Source organism: Streptomyces sp. NPDC001709, from assembly GCF_053596375.1.
Genome location: NZ_JBSFGB010000008.1, coordinates 246412 through 261816 on the forward strand (window position 1 = coordinate 246412; position 15405 = coordinate 261816).

Annotated in this window: 11 protein-coding genes; 4 read left to right on the forward strand and 7 right to left on the reverse strand. The window is 71.4% G+C overall.

Annotated elements, in window-relative coordinates:
- The first annotated feature begins 288 nt into the window (after positions 1-288).
- The gene (locus ACWC0C_RS15460) at positions 289-2001 is read left to right on the forward strand and encodes a carbohydrate binding domain-containing protein (protein WP_450864392.1); all 1713 of its coding nucleotides are present in this window, start codon (positions 289-291) and stop codon (positions 1999-2001) included.
- A gap of 527 nt (positions 2002-2528) precedes the next feature.
- Entirely contained in the window at positions 2529-3896 is a 1368-nt protein-coding gene (locus tag ACWC0C_RS15465) for a hypothetical protein (protein WP_450864394.1), read from the forward strand.
- 8 nt (positions 3897-3904) lie between these two features.
- Here the strand turns inward: ACWC0C_RS15465 and ACWC0C_RS15470 are convergent, their stop codons facing one another.
- Together ACWC0C_RS15470 and ACWC0C_RS15475 are read right to left on the reverse strand one after the other, a co-directional pair.
- Positions 3905-6328: an ATP-binding protein gene (locus ACWC0C_RS15470; RefSeq protein ID WP_450864396.1), complete on the reverse strand. Its 2424-nt coding sequence runs from the start codon at positions 6326-6328 to the stop codon at positions 3905-3907.
- 47 nt (positions 6329-6375) lie between these two features.
- Positions 6376-6801 carry a CBS domain-containing protein gene (locus ACWC0C_RS15475; RefSeq protein ID WP_450864398.1) on the reverse strand — a complete coding sequence of 142 codons (426 nt, stop codon included), beginning with the start codon at positions 6799-6801 and terminating at the stop codon, positions 6376-6378.
- Positions 6802-7078: 277 nt separating this feature from the next.
- Between ACWC0C_RS15475 and ACWC0C_RS15480 the strand changes: the two genes are divergently transcribed.
- Together ACWC0C_RS15480 and ACWC0C_RS15485 are read left to right on the forward strand one after the other, a co-directional pair.
- A complete protein-coding gene (locus tag ACWC0C_RS15480) occupies positions 7079-7519 on the forward strand; it encodes a CBS domain-containing protein (RefSeq protein ID WP_450864400.1) in 441 nt (146 codons plus the stop codon).
- On the forward strand, positions 7509-7967 hold the full coding sequence (locus ACWC0C_RS15485) for an archease (RefSeq protein WP_449196164.1): 459 nt from the start codon (positions 7509-7511) through the stop codon (positions 7965-7967). Before ACWC0C_RS15480 ends, ACWC0C_RS15485 begins: the two co-directional genes overlap by 11 nt.
- 17 nt (positions 7968-7984) lie before the next feature.
- Here the strand turns inward: ACWC0C_RS15485 and ACWC0C_RS15490 are convergent, their stop codons facing one another.
- From ACWC0C_RS15490 to ACWC0C_RS15510, 5 genes are all read right to left on the reverse strand, one after another.
- Positions 7985-9397 carry an RtcB family protein gene (locus ACWC0C_RS15490; protein WP_450864402.1) on the reverse strand — a complete coding sequence of 471 codons (1413 nt, stop codon included), beginning with the start codon at positions 9395-9397 and terminating at the stop codon, positions 7985-7987.
- A 67-nt stretch (positions 9398-9464) separates the two neighbouring features.
- Positions 9465-10106 carry a phosphoribosyltransferase gene (locus ACWC0C_RS15495; RefSeq protein ID WP_450864404.1) on the reverse strand — a complete coding sequence of 214 codons (642 nt, stop codon included), beginning with the start codon at positions 10104-10106 and terminating at the stop codon, positions 9465-9467.
- 552 nt (positions 10107-10658) lie between these two features.
- On the reverse strand, positions 10659-12341 hold the full coding sequence (locus ACWC0C_RS15500) for an ABC transporter family substrate-binding protein (RefSeq protein ID WP_450864406.1): 1683 nt from the start codon (positions 12339-12341) through the stop codon (positions 10659-10661).
- Between the two features lie 64 nt (positions 12342-12405).
- A complete protein-coding gene (locus ACWC0C_RS15505) occupies positions 12406-14508 on the reverse strand; it encodes a dipeptide ABC transporter ATP-binding protein (protein ID WP_450864408.1) in 2103 nt (700 codons plus the stop codon).
- A complete protein-coding gene (locus tag ACWC0C_RS15510; RefSeq protein ID WP_449196158.1) occupies positions 14505-15404 on the reverse strand; it encodes an ABC transporter permease in 900 nt (299 codons plus the stop codon). The genes ACWC0C_RS15505 and ACWC0C_RS15510 overlap by 4 nt, the downstream gene beginning before the upstream one ends.
- Position 15405: the final 1 nt, after the last annotated feature.

The following is a 15405-nucleotide window of genomic DNA, read 5'->3' on the forward strand; positions in this document are numbered from 1 at the left end:
TCGTCGACGTGCCGGATGCACGGTCACCCAGCCTAATACCGCCCACGGACAACCGACGAACGATCACTGCCGGACGCCGTGCCGACCGGCAGCCAACTCTTGCCGACCAGCCCCGAGTTCGCCGCGGACCGTACGCGGCCGCAGACATCAGGAATCCGGACGGACACAGTTGGTCTAGTCCTCTTGACGGGGTGACTCGCGAGCTGTTTGGTATGTACCAACGCCCAGCCCCATGCGGCGTCACCCCACCACTCCCCGCCCTAGGGCATCCCCGAGGGGGGCACTGTCATGCACCTGGCAAGATTCGCGGCTTCCGCATGCTCGCTCGCGCTCGCGGCCACCGGCGCCGTCGTCGCTCTGGCACCGCCCAGCAGTGCCGCGGCGAGCAGCGTCTATTCCGTGGCTCCCTACGTCGACATGTCGAACAGTCAGGAAGGACTGCTCGACACCGCCATCACCGGACACCAGCTCAAGGCCTACACCGCGGCGTTCGTCCTCGGCACAGGCTGCAACCAGATCTGGGGCGACACCCTCCCCATCGGCAACGACTCCTACACCGACCCCGAGATCGCCAAGGCGAAGTCCGAGGGCGCCTCCGTCATCATCTCCTCGGGCGGGGCGAGCGGTGAACCGCTCGCCTGGACCTGCTCCACCCAGAGCAGCATCGACGCCGGCTACCAGGCCCTCATCAACGACTACGGCGTCACCCAGCTCGACTTCGACGTCGAAGGCGCGGCCGTCGCGGACACGGCGGCAGCGGCCCGCCAGATGCAGGCGATGAAGGACCTCAAGGCGTCCAATCCCGGCTTGCGGTTCTCCATGACCCTGCCGGTGCTGACGAGCGGTCTGACCAACGACGGCGTCAACATCCTCAAGGCCGCCAAGAACGCGGGCATCAAGATCGACGTGGTCAACATCATGGCCATGGACTACTACGCCGGCACGGGCACCGAGATGGGCCAGGGCGCGGTCTCCGCCGCAAAGGCGACCCTGGCGCAGATGCAGTCCGTGGACTCCGGCTACGCCTACGCCAACCTCGGGATCACCCCGATGATCGGCAAGAACGACGACGGCTCCATCTTCACGCTCGCGGACGCCCAGACGGTGGAGAGCTTCGCCGCGCAGAACGGCGTCGGACGGCTGGCGTTCTGGTCGGTCAACCGGGACCAGCCGTGCAGCGGAAGCGCCAACTCCCTGCCCACGTGCAGCGAGATCAGCCAGAACAGCCTCGCGTTCACGGACGCGTTCGTACCGTACGAGGGCAGCACGGGCGGCGGGGGCGGAGGCACCACCAGTGACTTCGCTCTCTCCCTGTCGCCGGGCTCCGCTTCGGTCGCCCAGGGCGGTTCCGCGACCGCGACCGTCTCCACGGCCGTCACCTCCGGCAGCGCCGAATCCGTCAGCCTCTCCGCCTCCGGCGCTCCCTCCGGTGTCGGCATCTCGTTCAGCCCGGCCTCGGTGACATCCGGCGGCACCTCGACGCTGACGGCGACGGTCGGCTCGTCCGTGGCCGCGGGCAGCTACCCGATCACCGTCACCGGCACGGCCGCCGGCGGCAGCCACAGCGCGACCTACACGCTCACCGTCACCACCAGCGGCGGCGGGGGCGGAGGCGGCGGGGGCTCGCTGACCAACGCCGGCTTCGAAACCGGCAGCCTGAGCCCCTGGACCTGCACGGGCGGCAGCACGGTGGTCTCCGGCCCGGCCCACACCGGCGGCCACGCCCTCCAGGTCACCCCGAGCTCCAGCGGCACCGGCGAATGCGACCAGACCGTCACCCTCTCCCCCAACCACAGCTACACACTCACCGGTTGGGTCCAGGGGCCCTACGCCTACATCGGGGTCAGCGGCGGCGCCTCCGCCGGCACCTGGTCGAACAACACGAGCTGGAACCAGCTGTCGGTCAACTTCACCACCGGCAGCAGCGGAACCGTCACCGTCTACGTCCACGGCTGGTACGGCCAGGGCAACGTCTACGCCGACGACTTCACCCTCGGCTAGGCATCCGAACGTGCGGCGCACGACCGCCCCCCGGTCGGTCGGCCTCGATAGCATCGGGGTTGATCAGCCAGGGGAAGCGGGACGGCGGTTATGGGTGGGGCGATGCGACTGCGCGTGCCGGTGGGCGTGGATGCCGAGCGTTGGGTCACGCGTGCGGGGTGCCGTCGTGTCCTGTTCGTCGTGCACAACGTGACATCCGCGACACGTCTGTTGGACGTACTGCCCTTGCTGGACAGCGACCTGCGGCTGCAAGCGTTCGCCACCTGTACGGGATCATCCCCCTTCCTGGCCGGTGTGCCCGAGCTTCTGGCGCAGGTCGGACTGCCCGTACTGCCTTGGGAGCAAGCCAAGGAGCTCGAATTCGATCTGGTCGTTGCCGCAAGCTATGGGGGCGAACTAGGGGCATTCCAGGGCAGGTTGATCATCCTGTCGCATGGCGTCGGCTACAATAAGAGGCTCGCGACACCGGACACCGGACACCGGACACCGGACACCGGACACCGGACACCGGACATCCGGTCTTCGGGATGTCGCCGGAGTGGCTCCTTGAGGACGGGCGCCCCCTTGCCGCCGCCACCGTTCTGTCCCATCCCGAGCAGTTGGACAGGCTTCGGGCATCCTGCCCGGAGGCGGTCCCCACCGCCGTCCTCGCCGGAGATCCCTGCTACGACCGGATCCTCGCAGCTCTGCCCCACCGCGACCGTTTCCGGCGCGCCCTGGGCGTCGGGCCGGGTCAGCGGCTGCTCGTCATCAGCTCGACCTGGTCACCCCGCTCGCTCTTCGGCGGCGAGGACCGTGGGGCGAACGCCGGCGCAGATGACCTGCTGCCCTGGCTGCTGCCGCGCCTGGCCGCCGAGCTGCCCGCCGACGAGTACCGGACCGCCGCCGTCCTGCATCCCAACATCTGGCACGGCCACGGTCCCGGTCAGGTCCGGGCGTGGCTGGACAGCGCTCGTCGCGCCGGCCTGCATCTGATCCCGCCGCTCGACGGCTGGCGGCAGGCCCTGATCGCGGCGGACTGCGTGGTCGGGGATCACAGCAGTGTCACCTACTACGCGGCGTCCATCGGCATTCCGATCCTCGTCAGTCCCTTCCCCCAGCAGGACCTCGACCCGCTCTCCCCCGTCGCGGCCCTCGGCCGTACCGCCCCCGTCCTCGTCGGCAGAGGCAGCCTCCGGACCCAGGTCGAGAACGCGATCGCCTCCCATCGGCCGGAGCACTACAAGGAATTCGCGGATCAGACCAGTTCGTCCCCGGGCGAGTCGGCCGTACTCCTGCGCCGCCTGTTCTACCGGCTCATCGGAATCGCCGAGCCGACGGTCAGGCCCGCCCTGCTCGATCCGCTGCTGCTGCCGCACGTCGAGCCGGCCCGGCGTACGGCGCCGGTCCGCGCCCTGACCCGGGTGGCCGACGGGGACCGGCCGGAGGTCAGGGTGGTCCGGTATGCCGACGCGGGCGAATGCGATCCGCCGGGAGGCAGCGATGAGGACGCCGGTGCAACGCACACGGCGGTGAACGAGGACACGCGGGAGCTCGACCGATTGCACCTCGCGGACGTCGTCATCCGGTACGGGGCCGCGGACGACCCACGGGTCGGTCCACCGCGTGCCTGGACGGCGGAGACCCTCGCCAGGTACCCGTACTGTGGGCTGGCCGCCTACATCGACGGGCCGGACCGCTGTGTCGTGCGCACCCGGGCCGGCGAACTGGCGCGGCTCGCCGCGGCCCGCGATGCGAGCGGACGGCCCGACCTCTGTGATCCCGCGGCTTACGCCTCCGCCGTCTACGCCTGGCTCGCCGCCGGGCGGCCCCTGTCCCAGGCCGGTCCCGAGATCGCCGTACGCACGGGAACCGCCACGCACCGAGTCACCGTCGAGCATCTGGCTCCGCGGTGACGCCCCGGTCACGTCGCCAGTTCCGCCAGTCGGGCCCGCACCCGCTCCAGGCCTCCGGTGTTTCCGTTCTTCTCATGGCAGTCGGCCGCGGTGCGGAGGTCGGCCGCCTCGTCCGTGGCACGGTCCGCCGAACGGTGGCAGCGAGCCCTCAGTTCCAGAGCGTCGGCGAGCTGGAGCCCGGCCCCGGCGGTCTCCATGGCCTCGACGGCCCGGTCCAGGCACACCCGTGCGAGGTCCGTGTCGCCCGCCTCCAGATGGGTCTCGCCCAGGCTCATGTAGACGCGGCCCGCGTTGTAGGGGTCGCCGCCCGGGAGGGCACGGAATCGTACGAGCGCGTCGTTGAGCCGCTCCAGGGCGGCGGCGAAGTGCCGCCGGCGGCCCTGGGTGCGGCCGATGTGATGTTCCACCAGCGCGCGGGCACGGGGCAGGTCGTCCCATCCGTCGTCTCCCGGCCGGATGCGTTCGAGGATCTCCCGAGCCTCCTCGAAGCACCGCTCCGCCTCCGCGTATCGCCACTGCTTCAGGCGGAGGAGTCCAAGTGCCTCGACCGCGCTGGCCTGCCCACGGTGGTGCCCGCATGCCCGGTCCGCGGCCGCTGCCTCGTCCAGGGCCGTGGCGGCGTCCTCCGCCTGCCCCGTCCCCATGTAGCCGAAGGCGAGCTGGACCAGCATGCGGCCCACGGACCGCGGGTCCCCGAACTCGGCCGCGCTGCGGCGGGCGGCCTCGACTCCCCGGCGGTGGGTGTCGATCCACTGGACGTGAAAGCCGAGCAGCAGGTGCAGCCCCCACATCGCCTCGCAGAGCTGCCATGCGAGGTCGTCGAAACCGTGGTGCTCGGCTGCGCGGACGGCGGCGGCCAGGTTCTCGCGCTCACCGCGCAGCTCCTCCAGCGCGGTCCTGCCGTCCGAGGCGGCGCGGTCCTGTGGCAGCGAGAGCCCGGCATAGGCGGGACCCAGGCGCCACCGCAGCGGCATCACCCGGAAGTCGGCGCCCGCAGCGAAGCGCAGGTACCCGACGGCGACCCGGCGGACGGCGGCGGCCATGCGTCCGTGTCCGTCCTCGGCGAGGGCGAGTTCGCGGGCGTACGCGCGCGAGAGGTCGTGCAGCCGGTACCGTTCCTCGCCCACCTCTTCCAGCAGGTGCACCCGGGCCAGCAGCTCGAGCAGCTCCCGGGACTCGTCCTGGCTCACGTCGGCGGCGTCCGCTGCGCTCATGACGGTGAGGGCCGGCCATGGCCAGACCGCGAGCGAGCGGTAGAAGGCGGCGCACTCGGCGGTCAGTTCGCGGTACGAGACCTCGTGCGCACGGTGTACGGGGTCGCCCGCGCCGGTCGGGGCTGCGTGAGTTGCGTCCTGCACTTCGGCACCCTCCTGGCCGCCGCCGCGGATCCGTTCGGACAGCTGTCTCGCCACTCGTTCCCAGGGCAGATGCTCGCGGACGGCGAGGCCCGCGCCCGTGGTGCACACGGCGAGGGGGATGCCACCGGTGCCCTCGGCCACGGCGCGGACGATCTCCTCCGGCGCCTCCGGACGCCCGCGTCCGACGAGGCGTTTGAGCAGCGTGACGGAGTCAGCGGTGGACAGCGGCGGCAGGCTGAGGTGCCGGGCCCCGGTCCCGGCCACGAGCCGGTCCAGCCGATGCCGGCTCGTCACCAGCACGAGCGACTGGGGCGCGGCGGGCAGCAACGGCGTGATCTGAGCGTCGGAATGGGCGTTGTCCAGCACGACCAGCATGCGCCGGCCGGCCGTGCAGTCGAGGTAGAGATCGCGCTGGCGGGTCTCGTCACCCGGCACGGGCCGGACCCCGAGGCGCTCCAGGAATCGTACGAGCGCCTCGGAAGGCGCCAGTGCCGTGGCGGCGGACGCTCCGGCCAGATCCACGTACAGCGTCCCGTCCGGGAAGCGCTCCCGCAGCACATGGGCGCAGTGGACGGCGGTGGCGGTCTTGCCGATGCCACCGGGCCCGGTGAGAGCGACGATCGCCGGTGCGCCCGGCGAACGGCCCTCGTCGGCGAGCAGTTCGAGGACCGCCGCCGTCACGTCCTCGCGGTCGGTGAACAGGGCGGTGGTCGCCGGCAGCATCTGCGGTCGGGCCGCGTCGTGCGCCACGGCGGGCACGGCCCGCGGTGCCAGCCAGGACGCCTCACGGAGCCATTCCGCAAGCTCAGCCGCGAAATCCGGGGAGCGACGGGCCACTTCGGTCAGCCATAACGCCGCCTGCCTCCGCTCGGCCTCGGTCCCCGGCAGGATGGGGGCCTGCTGACCGCTCCCTCCGGGACCGCCGCTCACCTCTCGTTGCTCGGCGCGTGCCCGGCCGAGCAGCCCACACAACCTCTCCGAGGTGCGCCGGCCCATCTCCCCGCCGGCTCCGGACAAGGCCCCCGAAGCGACCGTACCGACAGCGGTGAGCACCATGCCTGCCAACGGTTCCACCAGGACTCCCCCCGATCCGCCACCGCCGCAATGCTATCGATCCGCTCTCAGTGGTTGGGTTCCGCCGTGCTGATCTCAGCCAGCGCCGAGTGCGGGTCCTCCACGGCCGCCAGGTCGCCGAGGCTGATGAACCCGACCGGGCAACCGCCGTGTTCCACGACGGGCAGCCGGCGCAGGCCGTGGTGGCGCATCAGCTCCTCCGCACGGTCCGTGGTGTCCTCCGGTGTCAGGGTCACCACCGGCGGCCGACTGCACACCCGGCCGACCGTGGTGGTGTGCGGGTCCAGTCCCTCGGCGAGCGTCCGCACCACGATGTCGCGGTCGGTCAGCACACCGAACAGATCGCAGTCGTAGGCCACCAGCACATCACCGATGTCGTGCTCACGCATGAGCAACGCCGCCCGTTCCACCGTGGTCATCGGCTCCACCGCCACCGCGCCGGGCGACATCACGTCACGTATCCGCCGAGTCATCGGGCACCTCCTGGATCCGGGGTGGTGAGGCGCGGGGCCTCGCCCGCCGCGTAGCCCGGGACGGCCGGGGCAAACCGGCCTGCCGTCCACTTCCCACAGTCCTGTCCCGTCGCCGGCGCCGTCGCCGTAGGTGGCCGGCAGGGCGGACGGCCGGACGGGGCGGCCGGGCGGTGAGGCGTGGCAGGCGTGGACGTCGCCCGGGCGGGTACTCCGGTGCCGTCGGACGTCGCTCGGACGGCGGGTCCGGGCGCGTCCACGCCGGCGTACGGAGGCGATCATGAGCCGACACGTCGCGGAGATCATGACGGTGGACCCGGTGACGGTGACCGAGCGGACGCCGATCACCGAGGTGGCACGGCTGATGCGGGAACGGCACATCGGCGATGTCGTCGTCGCCGAATCCGGTCATGTGCTCGGCCTGGTCACCGATCGTGACCTGGTGGTACGGGTCGTAGCCGAGCATCTCGACCCCGCCACCACCCCGGTCGCCGATGTGTGCAGCCACCACCTGGCCACCTGCTCCTCGCAGGACCCGATCGACCAGGCGATCCGGCTGATGCGCGAGCATTCGGTACGGCGGCTGCCCGTCGTGGACGGCGGCCGGTTGGTCGGTGCCCTCAGCCTGGGCGACATCGCTCTCGAACGCGATCCGGACTCCGTCCTCGCCGACATCAGCGCCGCCGAGCCGGACGAGCGACAATCGAAGCATGGTCGGTGACATAGGTGACGAACTCCGCGCGCGGCGCGAGGGCGCGAACGGCCACTGTCTGATGCCGCACACCGCCGACATGCGCCTGCAGGCCTGGGCCACCACCCGTGAGGGCTGCCTCGCCGAGGCCGTACAGGCCCTGGTGGAGGCCTTCGCCGATGTGTCGGACGTACACCCCAGCAGCGTGGAACGGGTTCGTCTCGCGCCCGGTGCCGACGAGGACCTGCTGGTGGCGCTGCTGGACGAGGTCGTCTTCCGGCTGGAGGTCGCGGGTCTGGTCCCGGTCGACGCGGAAGTGGAGCCCACCGACGACGGCGCGCTGGAGGCACGGCTGTCCCTCGCCGGCCTCACGGACGTCACCGTCGTCGGTGCCGCGCCCAAGGGTGTCTCCTGGCAGGAGCTGCACTTCGGACCGGACCCCTACGGATGGTCCTGCACGGTGATCGTGGACGTGTGACCGCAGGTCACCGGGTGTCACCCCTTCACCACCCCGAGCGGTACCAGCCGGGCGACCTTCCGGCACAGTCCCGCGCCCTCGCTCGCGGCGACAACGGCGTCGACGTCCTTGTACGCCTCCGGCGTCTCCTCCGTGAGGCCGCGCCAGGACTTCGGACGGGCGGCGATTCCGGCGTGCCGCAGCCGTGTCCGCAGCTCGTCGCTGGTGACACTGCGTGCCGCCTGATGACGGCTCATGGTGCGGCCCGCACCATGGCAGGTGGAGTGGAACGCGTCGCCCCCGGACACGCCCGCCAGCACATAGGACGCCGTCCCGAGGGTGCCGGGGATCAGCACCGGCTGCCCGAACTCGGCTATGTCGTCGGGCAGTTCGGGGTGCCCGGGCGGGAAGGCGCGGGTGGCTCCCTTGCGGTGCACGCACAGCCGCCGCCGCTCGCCGTCCACCGTGTGGGTCTCGATCTTGGCGAGGTTGTGGGAGACGTCGTAGACCAGCGACAGCCGGGCGCCCGTGACGCGCCGGAAGACGCCACGCGCCGCGTCGGACAGCAACTGCCGGTTGGCCCGGCCGTAGTTGGCGGCCGCGGCCATCGCCCCGAGGTACGCCCGCCCCTCGGGCGAGTCCACCGGGGTGCAGGCCAGCTGGCGGTCGGGCACGGTGATGCCGTACCGGGCCATGGCGCGGTCCATGAGCCGCACATGGTCGGTGCAGATCTGGTGGCCGAGCCCACGCGACCCGCAGTGGATCATCACGCACACCTGGCCCGCTCCGATCCCGAAGGCGGCCGCGGCCGGGCCGTCGTACACCTCGGCGACCCGCTGCACCTCCAGGAAGTGGTTGGCGGAGCCCAGGCTGCCGACCTGGCCGAGGCCCCGCTCCCGGGCCCGCTGCCCGACCTGCGTCACATCCGCGTCGGCGACCGCGCCGCCGTCCTCGCAGCGCAGCAGGTCGCGTTCCTCGCCGTGGCCCCGCTCCACGGCGTAGCGCGAGCCCCCGGCCAGCAGCCGCTCCAGCTCGCCGGAGCCGCCCGGGCGCCACACGCCACCAGGCCCGGCTCCCCGCGGTATCGCCCGGTCCAGGCCGTCCATCAGGGCGGTTAGCGCGGGCCGGAGGGCGTCGCCGTCGCAGTCGGCGGCCAGCAGCCGCACCCCGCAGGAGATGTCGAAGCCGACACCGCCCGGCGAGACCACACCGCCCGCGTCCACGTCGGTGGCCGCGACACCGCCGATGGGGAAGCCGTACCCCCAGTGGATGTCCGGCATGGCGTACGACGCGGCCACGATCCCGGGCAGCGTGGCCACGTGCACGACCTGCTCCAGGGACTGCTCGGCGTCCGCGAGCAGCTCGCGGGACGCGAACACGACGCCGGGCACCCGCATGCCCGCGCGCGGCTCGATGCGGTAGCGGAAGGAACGTTCCTCGACCAATTCCATCGCGACCTCCGCTCCCTCGCGATCTCCGCTCCCTCGCAACCTTCGCGCCAGGTCGGCGCGCCCGGGATCACTGCTCGTGCAGGACGGCGAGCACCTCGTCGTCCGTCACCTGGTCGAAGTCGTCGTACCACTCGCCGACGGCCAGGAAGACGGTCGGCCGGTGCAGGCAGACGATCTCGTCGGCCTCGCCCCGCAGCAGGTCGGCCGCCTGCGGCGAGGCCACCGGCACCGCCAGCACCACCCGCTCCGGCGACTGCCGGCGCAGCCAGCGCAGCGCGGCGCGCGCGGTCGCCCCGGTGGCCAGCCCGTCGTCCACCACGATCACGGTCCGGTCCCGCAGCTCGGGGGCCGGGCGCCCCCGCCGGTACAGCTGCTCCCGGCGGTGCAGTTCCGCCCGCTCCCGCTCCACCGTGTCGGCCAGGGCCGTTTCGCTCAGTCCGAGCTGGTCCAGGGTCCGCTCGTCGAACAGCGGCGGGTCGTCGGCGGCGAGCGCTCCGACACCCAGCTCCTCCTGGAACGGCGCGCCGATCTTGCGTGCGACCAGCACATCGAGCGGCGCCTCCAGCGCCCGCGCCACTTCGCGGGCGACCGTCACACCGCCGCGCGGCAGGGCCAGCACGACCGGGTGCGTCAGCGCGCCCGCCTCCTGCCGGATGCGCAGCCGCTCGGCCAGCTCCCGCCCGGCATGCACACGATCACGAAATCGCATGCCAGTCGACTCCTTCCACTCCGCCGGCTTTCGTCGCAGGACGGCACCTCCCTCCGCTGTCCCGGCCGAGTACCCGGTGGGGCCGACGCGACACGGGACAACCACGAGCATGGCGGTCCCGGGCGCAGCCACCCCTCGCACCGTGCCCTTCCGCCATATGTGCGCCTGACCTGCAGATTCCCACCGAAGACGCGAAGCCGCACGGCACCGCCGCCGCGAGAGCTCAGCCGCCCGTCAGCAGTCGTACGCACGCCGGGTGCGGGTGAAGCGGTCGACGACGGTGGCGGCCAGGGCCCTGGCCGGCGGCGCCGACAAGCGTGCCCGCAGACGGGGCCGAAGGCCGTGATCTGTACGGCGATCAGGGTACCCACGGCCCATCGGGTGAACGGGTCGGGACGAACAGGTCCGGCACGGCCGGCGCGCGGGCGGTGGCCGTGCCGGACGCCCGTGGCCAGGCCGAGCGGGCGCGATGGGGGCGCGCCGTTCGCGTCCCCGTAGGGGGTGGCGGCGGAGTCGGCGATGTCGTACGCCGCCGCGTCCAGGGTGCCGTGGTTACTTCTCCCAGCCGACCGTCTCCGGCAGCGGGGTGTAGAAGATGGTCGCGCCGACGTTGGCGAGGCCCTTCTTCACGCCGTAGGTCGAGGGGCCGCTGAACAGGGGGAGGAAGGCGTACTCCTGGAGCGCCTTCCGCTCGACCTGGTTGGCCGCCGCGGCCTGCTTGCCGAGGTCGGCGATCTTGGTGGTGGCGCGGATCTCCGTGTCCAGCGCGGGCGAACCCGCACCGGTGATGTTGGAGTCGCGGTCGGAGCAGTAGAAGTCGCACAGGTAGCGGGCGCCGAACGGGTCCATCGAGCGGTTCCCCGACAGGAACAGGTCGAACTTGCGGTCACTGAGGATCTTGGAGAAGTCCGCCTCGTCGGCCTTCCTGATGTCGAGGCGAATGCCCACCGTTTTCAGCATCGCCGCGAAGGCGCCGGCGGTCGCCTTGTCCAGCGGGTCGTCGCCGAGGAGCGTGTAGCCGAGTTCGAGCGTCTTGCCGTCCTTGACCCGTATGCCGTCGCCCCCGGGCTTCCAGCCCGCCGCGTCGAGTGCCTTCCCGGCCTGGTCCGGCGCATACTTCAACACGGCCGAGACGTTGTCCTGGTAGCCCTTCTGGAAGCTGTACAGGACGGCGGAACCGGGCAGCGGCTCCTTGTAGTCCAGGCCCTGGAACCGGATCTTCGCGATCTGCGTGCGGTCGATGGTCTCCTCGATGGCCTTGCGCACGGCTTTGTCGGCGAGGACGGGGGACTTGGTGTTGAAGTAGAGCGAGTACTCGAAGGGGCTTCCGCCACTGCGGATCTCCGTGCCCTTGAGCCCCTTGATCTGCTGGAGGCTCTCGGCGTCGACCGCGGAGACGTAGTCGAGCTGCCCGTTCTTGAAGGCGTTGATCGCCGCGGTGGATTCCAGGTTGACGAAGACGCGCTTGTCGAGCTTGCCCTTCCTGCCCCACCACTTCGGGTTGCGGACGAACGTGATGTCGCCCGAGTGGGTGTCCCACTTGCCGACGGTGTACGGCCCCGCACCCCACTCCGGGTGCGCCTTCTTGACGTAGGCCTTGTTGAAGTTCTCGACCGTCGCGGCCTTGGGGTGCAGGAAGGTGGTGAACAGGCTCGACCAGGACGGGTCGACTCCCTTGAAGGTGATCACGGCCTGTTTGGCGTTCCTGCCCTTCTCGACCGAGGTGATCTGGTCATAGCCGTCCGTGGAGTTGGCGGCGTAGGCCTTGTCGGAACCGTTGTTGGCCTTCCACGTGGCCCTGATCGCGGTCCAGTCGATCGGGGTGCCGTCGTTGAACACGGCCTTGGGGTTGATGGTCAGCGTGACCTTCTGGTTCCCGCCCTGCACGGAGACCTTCACATCGCTGAAGTAGTCCGGGGTGTACTGCACCTCCCCGGTCGGTGAGTAGGTGATCGCGTCGGCGTTGTACCAGGCCCAGACACGGGACGCGGTCAGCGTGGCATTGACGTTGAACGGGTTGCCCTGGTCGTCGAAGGTCCCGACCGTCGTGTATGTGCCCCCGTCCTTGATCCGGTCGTATGGCGTGGGGTTGTAGTCGGCGACGGACGACGCGGCCGAGGGAGCGTTCTTCGCGTCCGACTCCGCGGAGTCCTTCCCGGATGAGGACTGGCACGCGGTGGCGGTGACGGAGATGGCAGCGATCAGAGCGACGGGCAGGGCCAGTCTTGCGCGCATGATGGTGGGTTCCTTGGAGTTCGGTGAGGGAGGAAAGTGGTCCCCGGTCGCCGGGGGCCGGTGTTCAGATGCCGTGGCAGGCGTACTGATGGCCGGGGGAGCCGGCCGCGGGAGTCGGCACGGGGCGCTGTGTGCGGCAGCGGTGCCGCAGCTCCTCGCCGGCGCGGCGGTACAGCGGACAGCGGTCGACGAAGACGCACCCCGCGGGCAGGCGTGTGGCGTTCGGCTGCTCGCCCTCCAGCACGACGCGTTCGCGGGTGCGTTCCCGCTCGGGGTCGGGTATCGGGACCGCCGACAGCAGCGCACGGGTGTAGGGGTGCTTCGGATCGGAGAAGATCGCCTCGGTGTCCCCGGTCTCGACGATGTGCCCCAGGTACATCACCGCGATGCGATCGGAGATGTACCGGACCACGGCCAGGTCGTGGGCGACCACGAGGTAGGCGAGGCCGAGTTCCCGCTTGAGCCGCGCCAGCAGGTTGATCACCCCGGCCTGCACCGAGACGTCCAGGGCGGAGAGCGGCTCGTCGAGCGCGAGCAGCTTCGGCTCCGTCGCCAGGGCACGGGCGATACCGATCCGTTGGCGTTGGCCTCCGGAAAGTGCGGCCGGGAAGCGGTCACCGACCGAGTCGTCCAGACCCACCAGGGTCAGCAGTTCGTGGACCCGTGCGCGGATCGACTCGCGGTCGCGTCCGATCGCCCGCAGGGGCTCGGCCAGCAGGTGGAACACGGGCATGCGGGGGTCCAGGGCCCCCAACGGGTCCTGCATGACGATCTGTACGTCCTGCCGCAGCTCCCGTACACGCGCGCCGGACGCGACCGTGCCGACGTCGGTGCCGGAGAGTTCGATCCGGCCGCCTTCTGGCCGGCCGAGCCGCAGGATCTCCAGCAGCGTCGTGGTCTTGCCGCTGCCGGACTCCCCCACCAGGCCGAGCGTCTCGCCGGCCCGCAGCTCGAAGCCGACCCGGTTGACGGCGTGCAGCGTGCCGACCCTGCGTTTGAGGAGGGCGCCCTTGGTGACGGGAAAGGTCTTGACGAGGTCCTCGACACGGAGCACCACTTCGCCGGCCTCGGCACGGCCCGAAGGCGCCGGTGGGCCGACGGGCGCGGCATCGCCGACGGGCATGGCTTCCCCCGCCGGGTCCAGGGATCCGTCGGCGATCTCGGCGGCCCGCAGGCAGGCCACGTGCCCGTGCCCGGTGACTTGGCGCAGCTCCGGTTCGCCGGAGCGGCACGCGTCGAGGGCGACGGCGCAGCGGGGTGCGAAGGGGCAGCCGTCCGGGAGGCCCACCAGGGCGGGTGGCTCCCCGCCGATGGGGACCAGGGGGCGGCGGGCCCCGCCGTCCACGCTCGGCACGGCGGCCAGCAGCCGCGCGGTGTACGGCATCGTCGGCCGGCGGAAGAGTTCCTCGACGCCCGCGTGTTCCACGAACCGGCCCGCGTACATGACGGCGACATCGTCCGCATGGCCCGCGACGACCCCGAGGTCGTGCGTGATCAGGACGAGGCCGGCGCCGGTCTCCTGCTGCGCCAGCCGCAGCACGTCGAGGATCTGGGCCTGCACGGTGACGTCGAGTGCGGTGGTGGGTTCGTCGGCCACGAGCACGGACGGCCGGTTGGCGATGGCCATGGCGATGACCACGCGCTGGCGCATGCCGCCGGAGAACTCGTGCGGGAAGGCGGTGGCCCGGCTGCGCGGGTCGGGGATGCCGACGAGATCGAGCAGTTGCACGGCCTGTTCCCAGGCCGCCCGCTTCGTCAGGTCCTGGTGGACCCGCAGGGCGTCGGAGAGCAGCCTGCCCACCGAGAAGATCGGCGTGAGGGCGGACAGGGGGTCCTGGAAGACCATGCCGATGGTGTTGCCACGAATGCGCGACAGTGCCCGGTCGTCGAGGCCGACGAGGTCCTGGCCGCCGACCAGCACCTGGCCGCGCAGGTCGGCGGTGGGCGGCAGCAGGCCCATGATGCCCGTCGCGGTGGCCGACTTGCCCGAGCCGGACTCGCCGACGATGCACAGGGTCCGGCCGGGCAGCAGGTCGAAGCTCACGCCGCGCACCGCCTCGACGGTGCCCGCCTCGGAGGGGAAGGAGATCCGCAGGTCCCGCACCGAGAGGACGGGGACGGCGTCGGTGGGCGGCGCCGGGGCGGGCAGCGGGGTCGCGAGGGTCATCGTCGGCCTCCTGCCGAGCCGGTCACCGACGTGGGGTCGAGGGCGTCGCGCAGCCCGTCACCGATGAAGGTCATCGACACGGTGAGCAGGACGACCAGGCCCGCAGGAAAGGCGAAGAGCCAGGGCGCGCTCGTGACGGTGCTCGCGCCGTCCGCGAGCATCGTGCCGAGGGAGACGTCCGGGGTCTGGACGCCGAACCCCAGGAACGAAAGGGCGGTTTCGCTGAGCACGGTGGCCACGACCCCGAGCGTCAGGTTGACGATCAGCAGGGAGCCGAGGTTGGGGATGATGTGGCGCACGATGATGCGCACCGGGCGGACCCCCATGAACTCGGCCGCCTTCACGTAGTCCCGTTCGCGCAGTGAGGTCGACACGGACCAGATCACCCGCGCGGTGGACATCCAGCCGAACACGGTCAGCACGACGATGAGGACGCGCCAGTCGCCGGCCAGCCGGTGGGAGACCAGAGCGAGGATGAGGAACGAGGGGACGATCAGGAGGAAGTGGATGACGGCGAGCGTCACCCGCTCGACCCGGCCGCCGAAGTACGCGGCGCCGGAGCCGATGATCGCGGCGAGGACGATCGTCAGTACCGACACGCTCACGGCGATCATCAGGGAGCGCTGGAGCCCGTGCACGGCACAGGCGTAGATGTCGTTGCCGCCCTGGTTGGTGCCGAACCAGTGGAGGCCGCTCGGTGGCCGGGTGAGTGCGGTGAAGTCGGCGTCGGTGTACGCGTAGGAGGTGAACCGGCCGCCGAAGGCAGCGAACAGCACCAGCAGTGCGAAGATCACCACACCGACGACGGCGAGGCGGTTGCGCAGGAAGCGCCGCAGATAGAGCCGGCCCAGGCCGAGGTTCGAGTACGTCGGGCGAGGGTGCGCGTCGGTGGTCACG

Coding starts and splice junctions, on each gene's coding strand:
- ACWC0C_RS15460 (WP_450864392.1), top strand. CDS start 289: ATGCACCTGGCAAGATTCGCGGCTTCCGCATGCTCGCTCGCGCTCGCG.
- ACWC0C_RS15465 (WP_450864394.1), top strand. CDS start 2,529: ATGTCGCCGGAGTGGCTCCTTGAGGACGGGCGCCCCCTTGCCGCCGCC.
- ACWC0C_RS15475 (WP_450864398.1), bottom strand. CDS start 6,801: ATGACTCGGCGGATACGTGACGTGATGTCGCCCGGCGCGGTGGCGGTG.
- ACWC0C_RS15480 (WP_450864400.1), top strand. CDS start 7,079: ATGAGCCGACACGTCGCGGAGATCATGACGGTGGACCCGGTGACGGTG.
- ACWC0C_RS15485 (WP_449196164.1), top strand. CDS start 7,509: ATGGTCGGTGACATAGGTGACGAACTCCGCGCGCGGCGCGAGGGCGCG.
- ACWC0C_RS15490 (WP_450864402.1), bottom strand. CDS start 9,397: ATGGAATTGGTCGAGGAACGTTCCTTCCGCTACCGCATCGAGCCGCGC.
- ACWC0C_RS15495 (WP_450864404.1), bottom strand. CDS start 10,106: ATGCGATTTCGTGATCGTGTGCATGCCGGGCGGGAGCTGGCCGAGCGG.
- ACWC0C_RS15500 (WP_450864406.1), bottom strand. CDS start 12,341: ATGCGCGCAAGACTGGCCCTGCCCGTCGCTCTGATCGCTGCCATCTCC.
- ACWC0C_RS15505 (WP_450864408.1), bottom strand. CDS start 14,508: ATGACCCTCGCGACCCCGCTGCCCGCCCCGGCGCCGCCCACCGACGCC.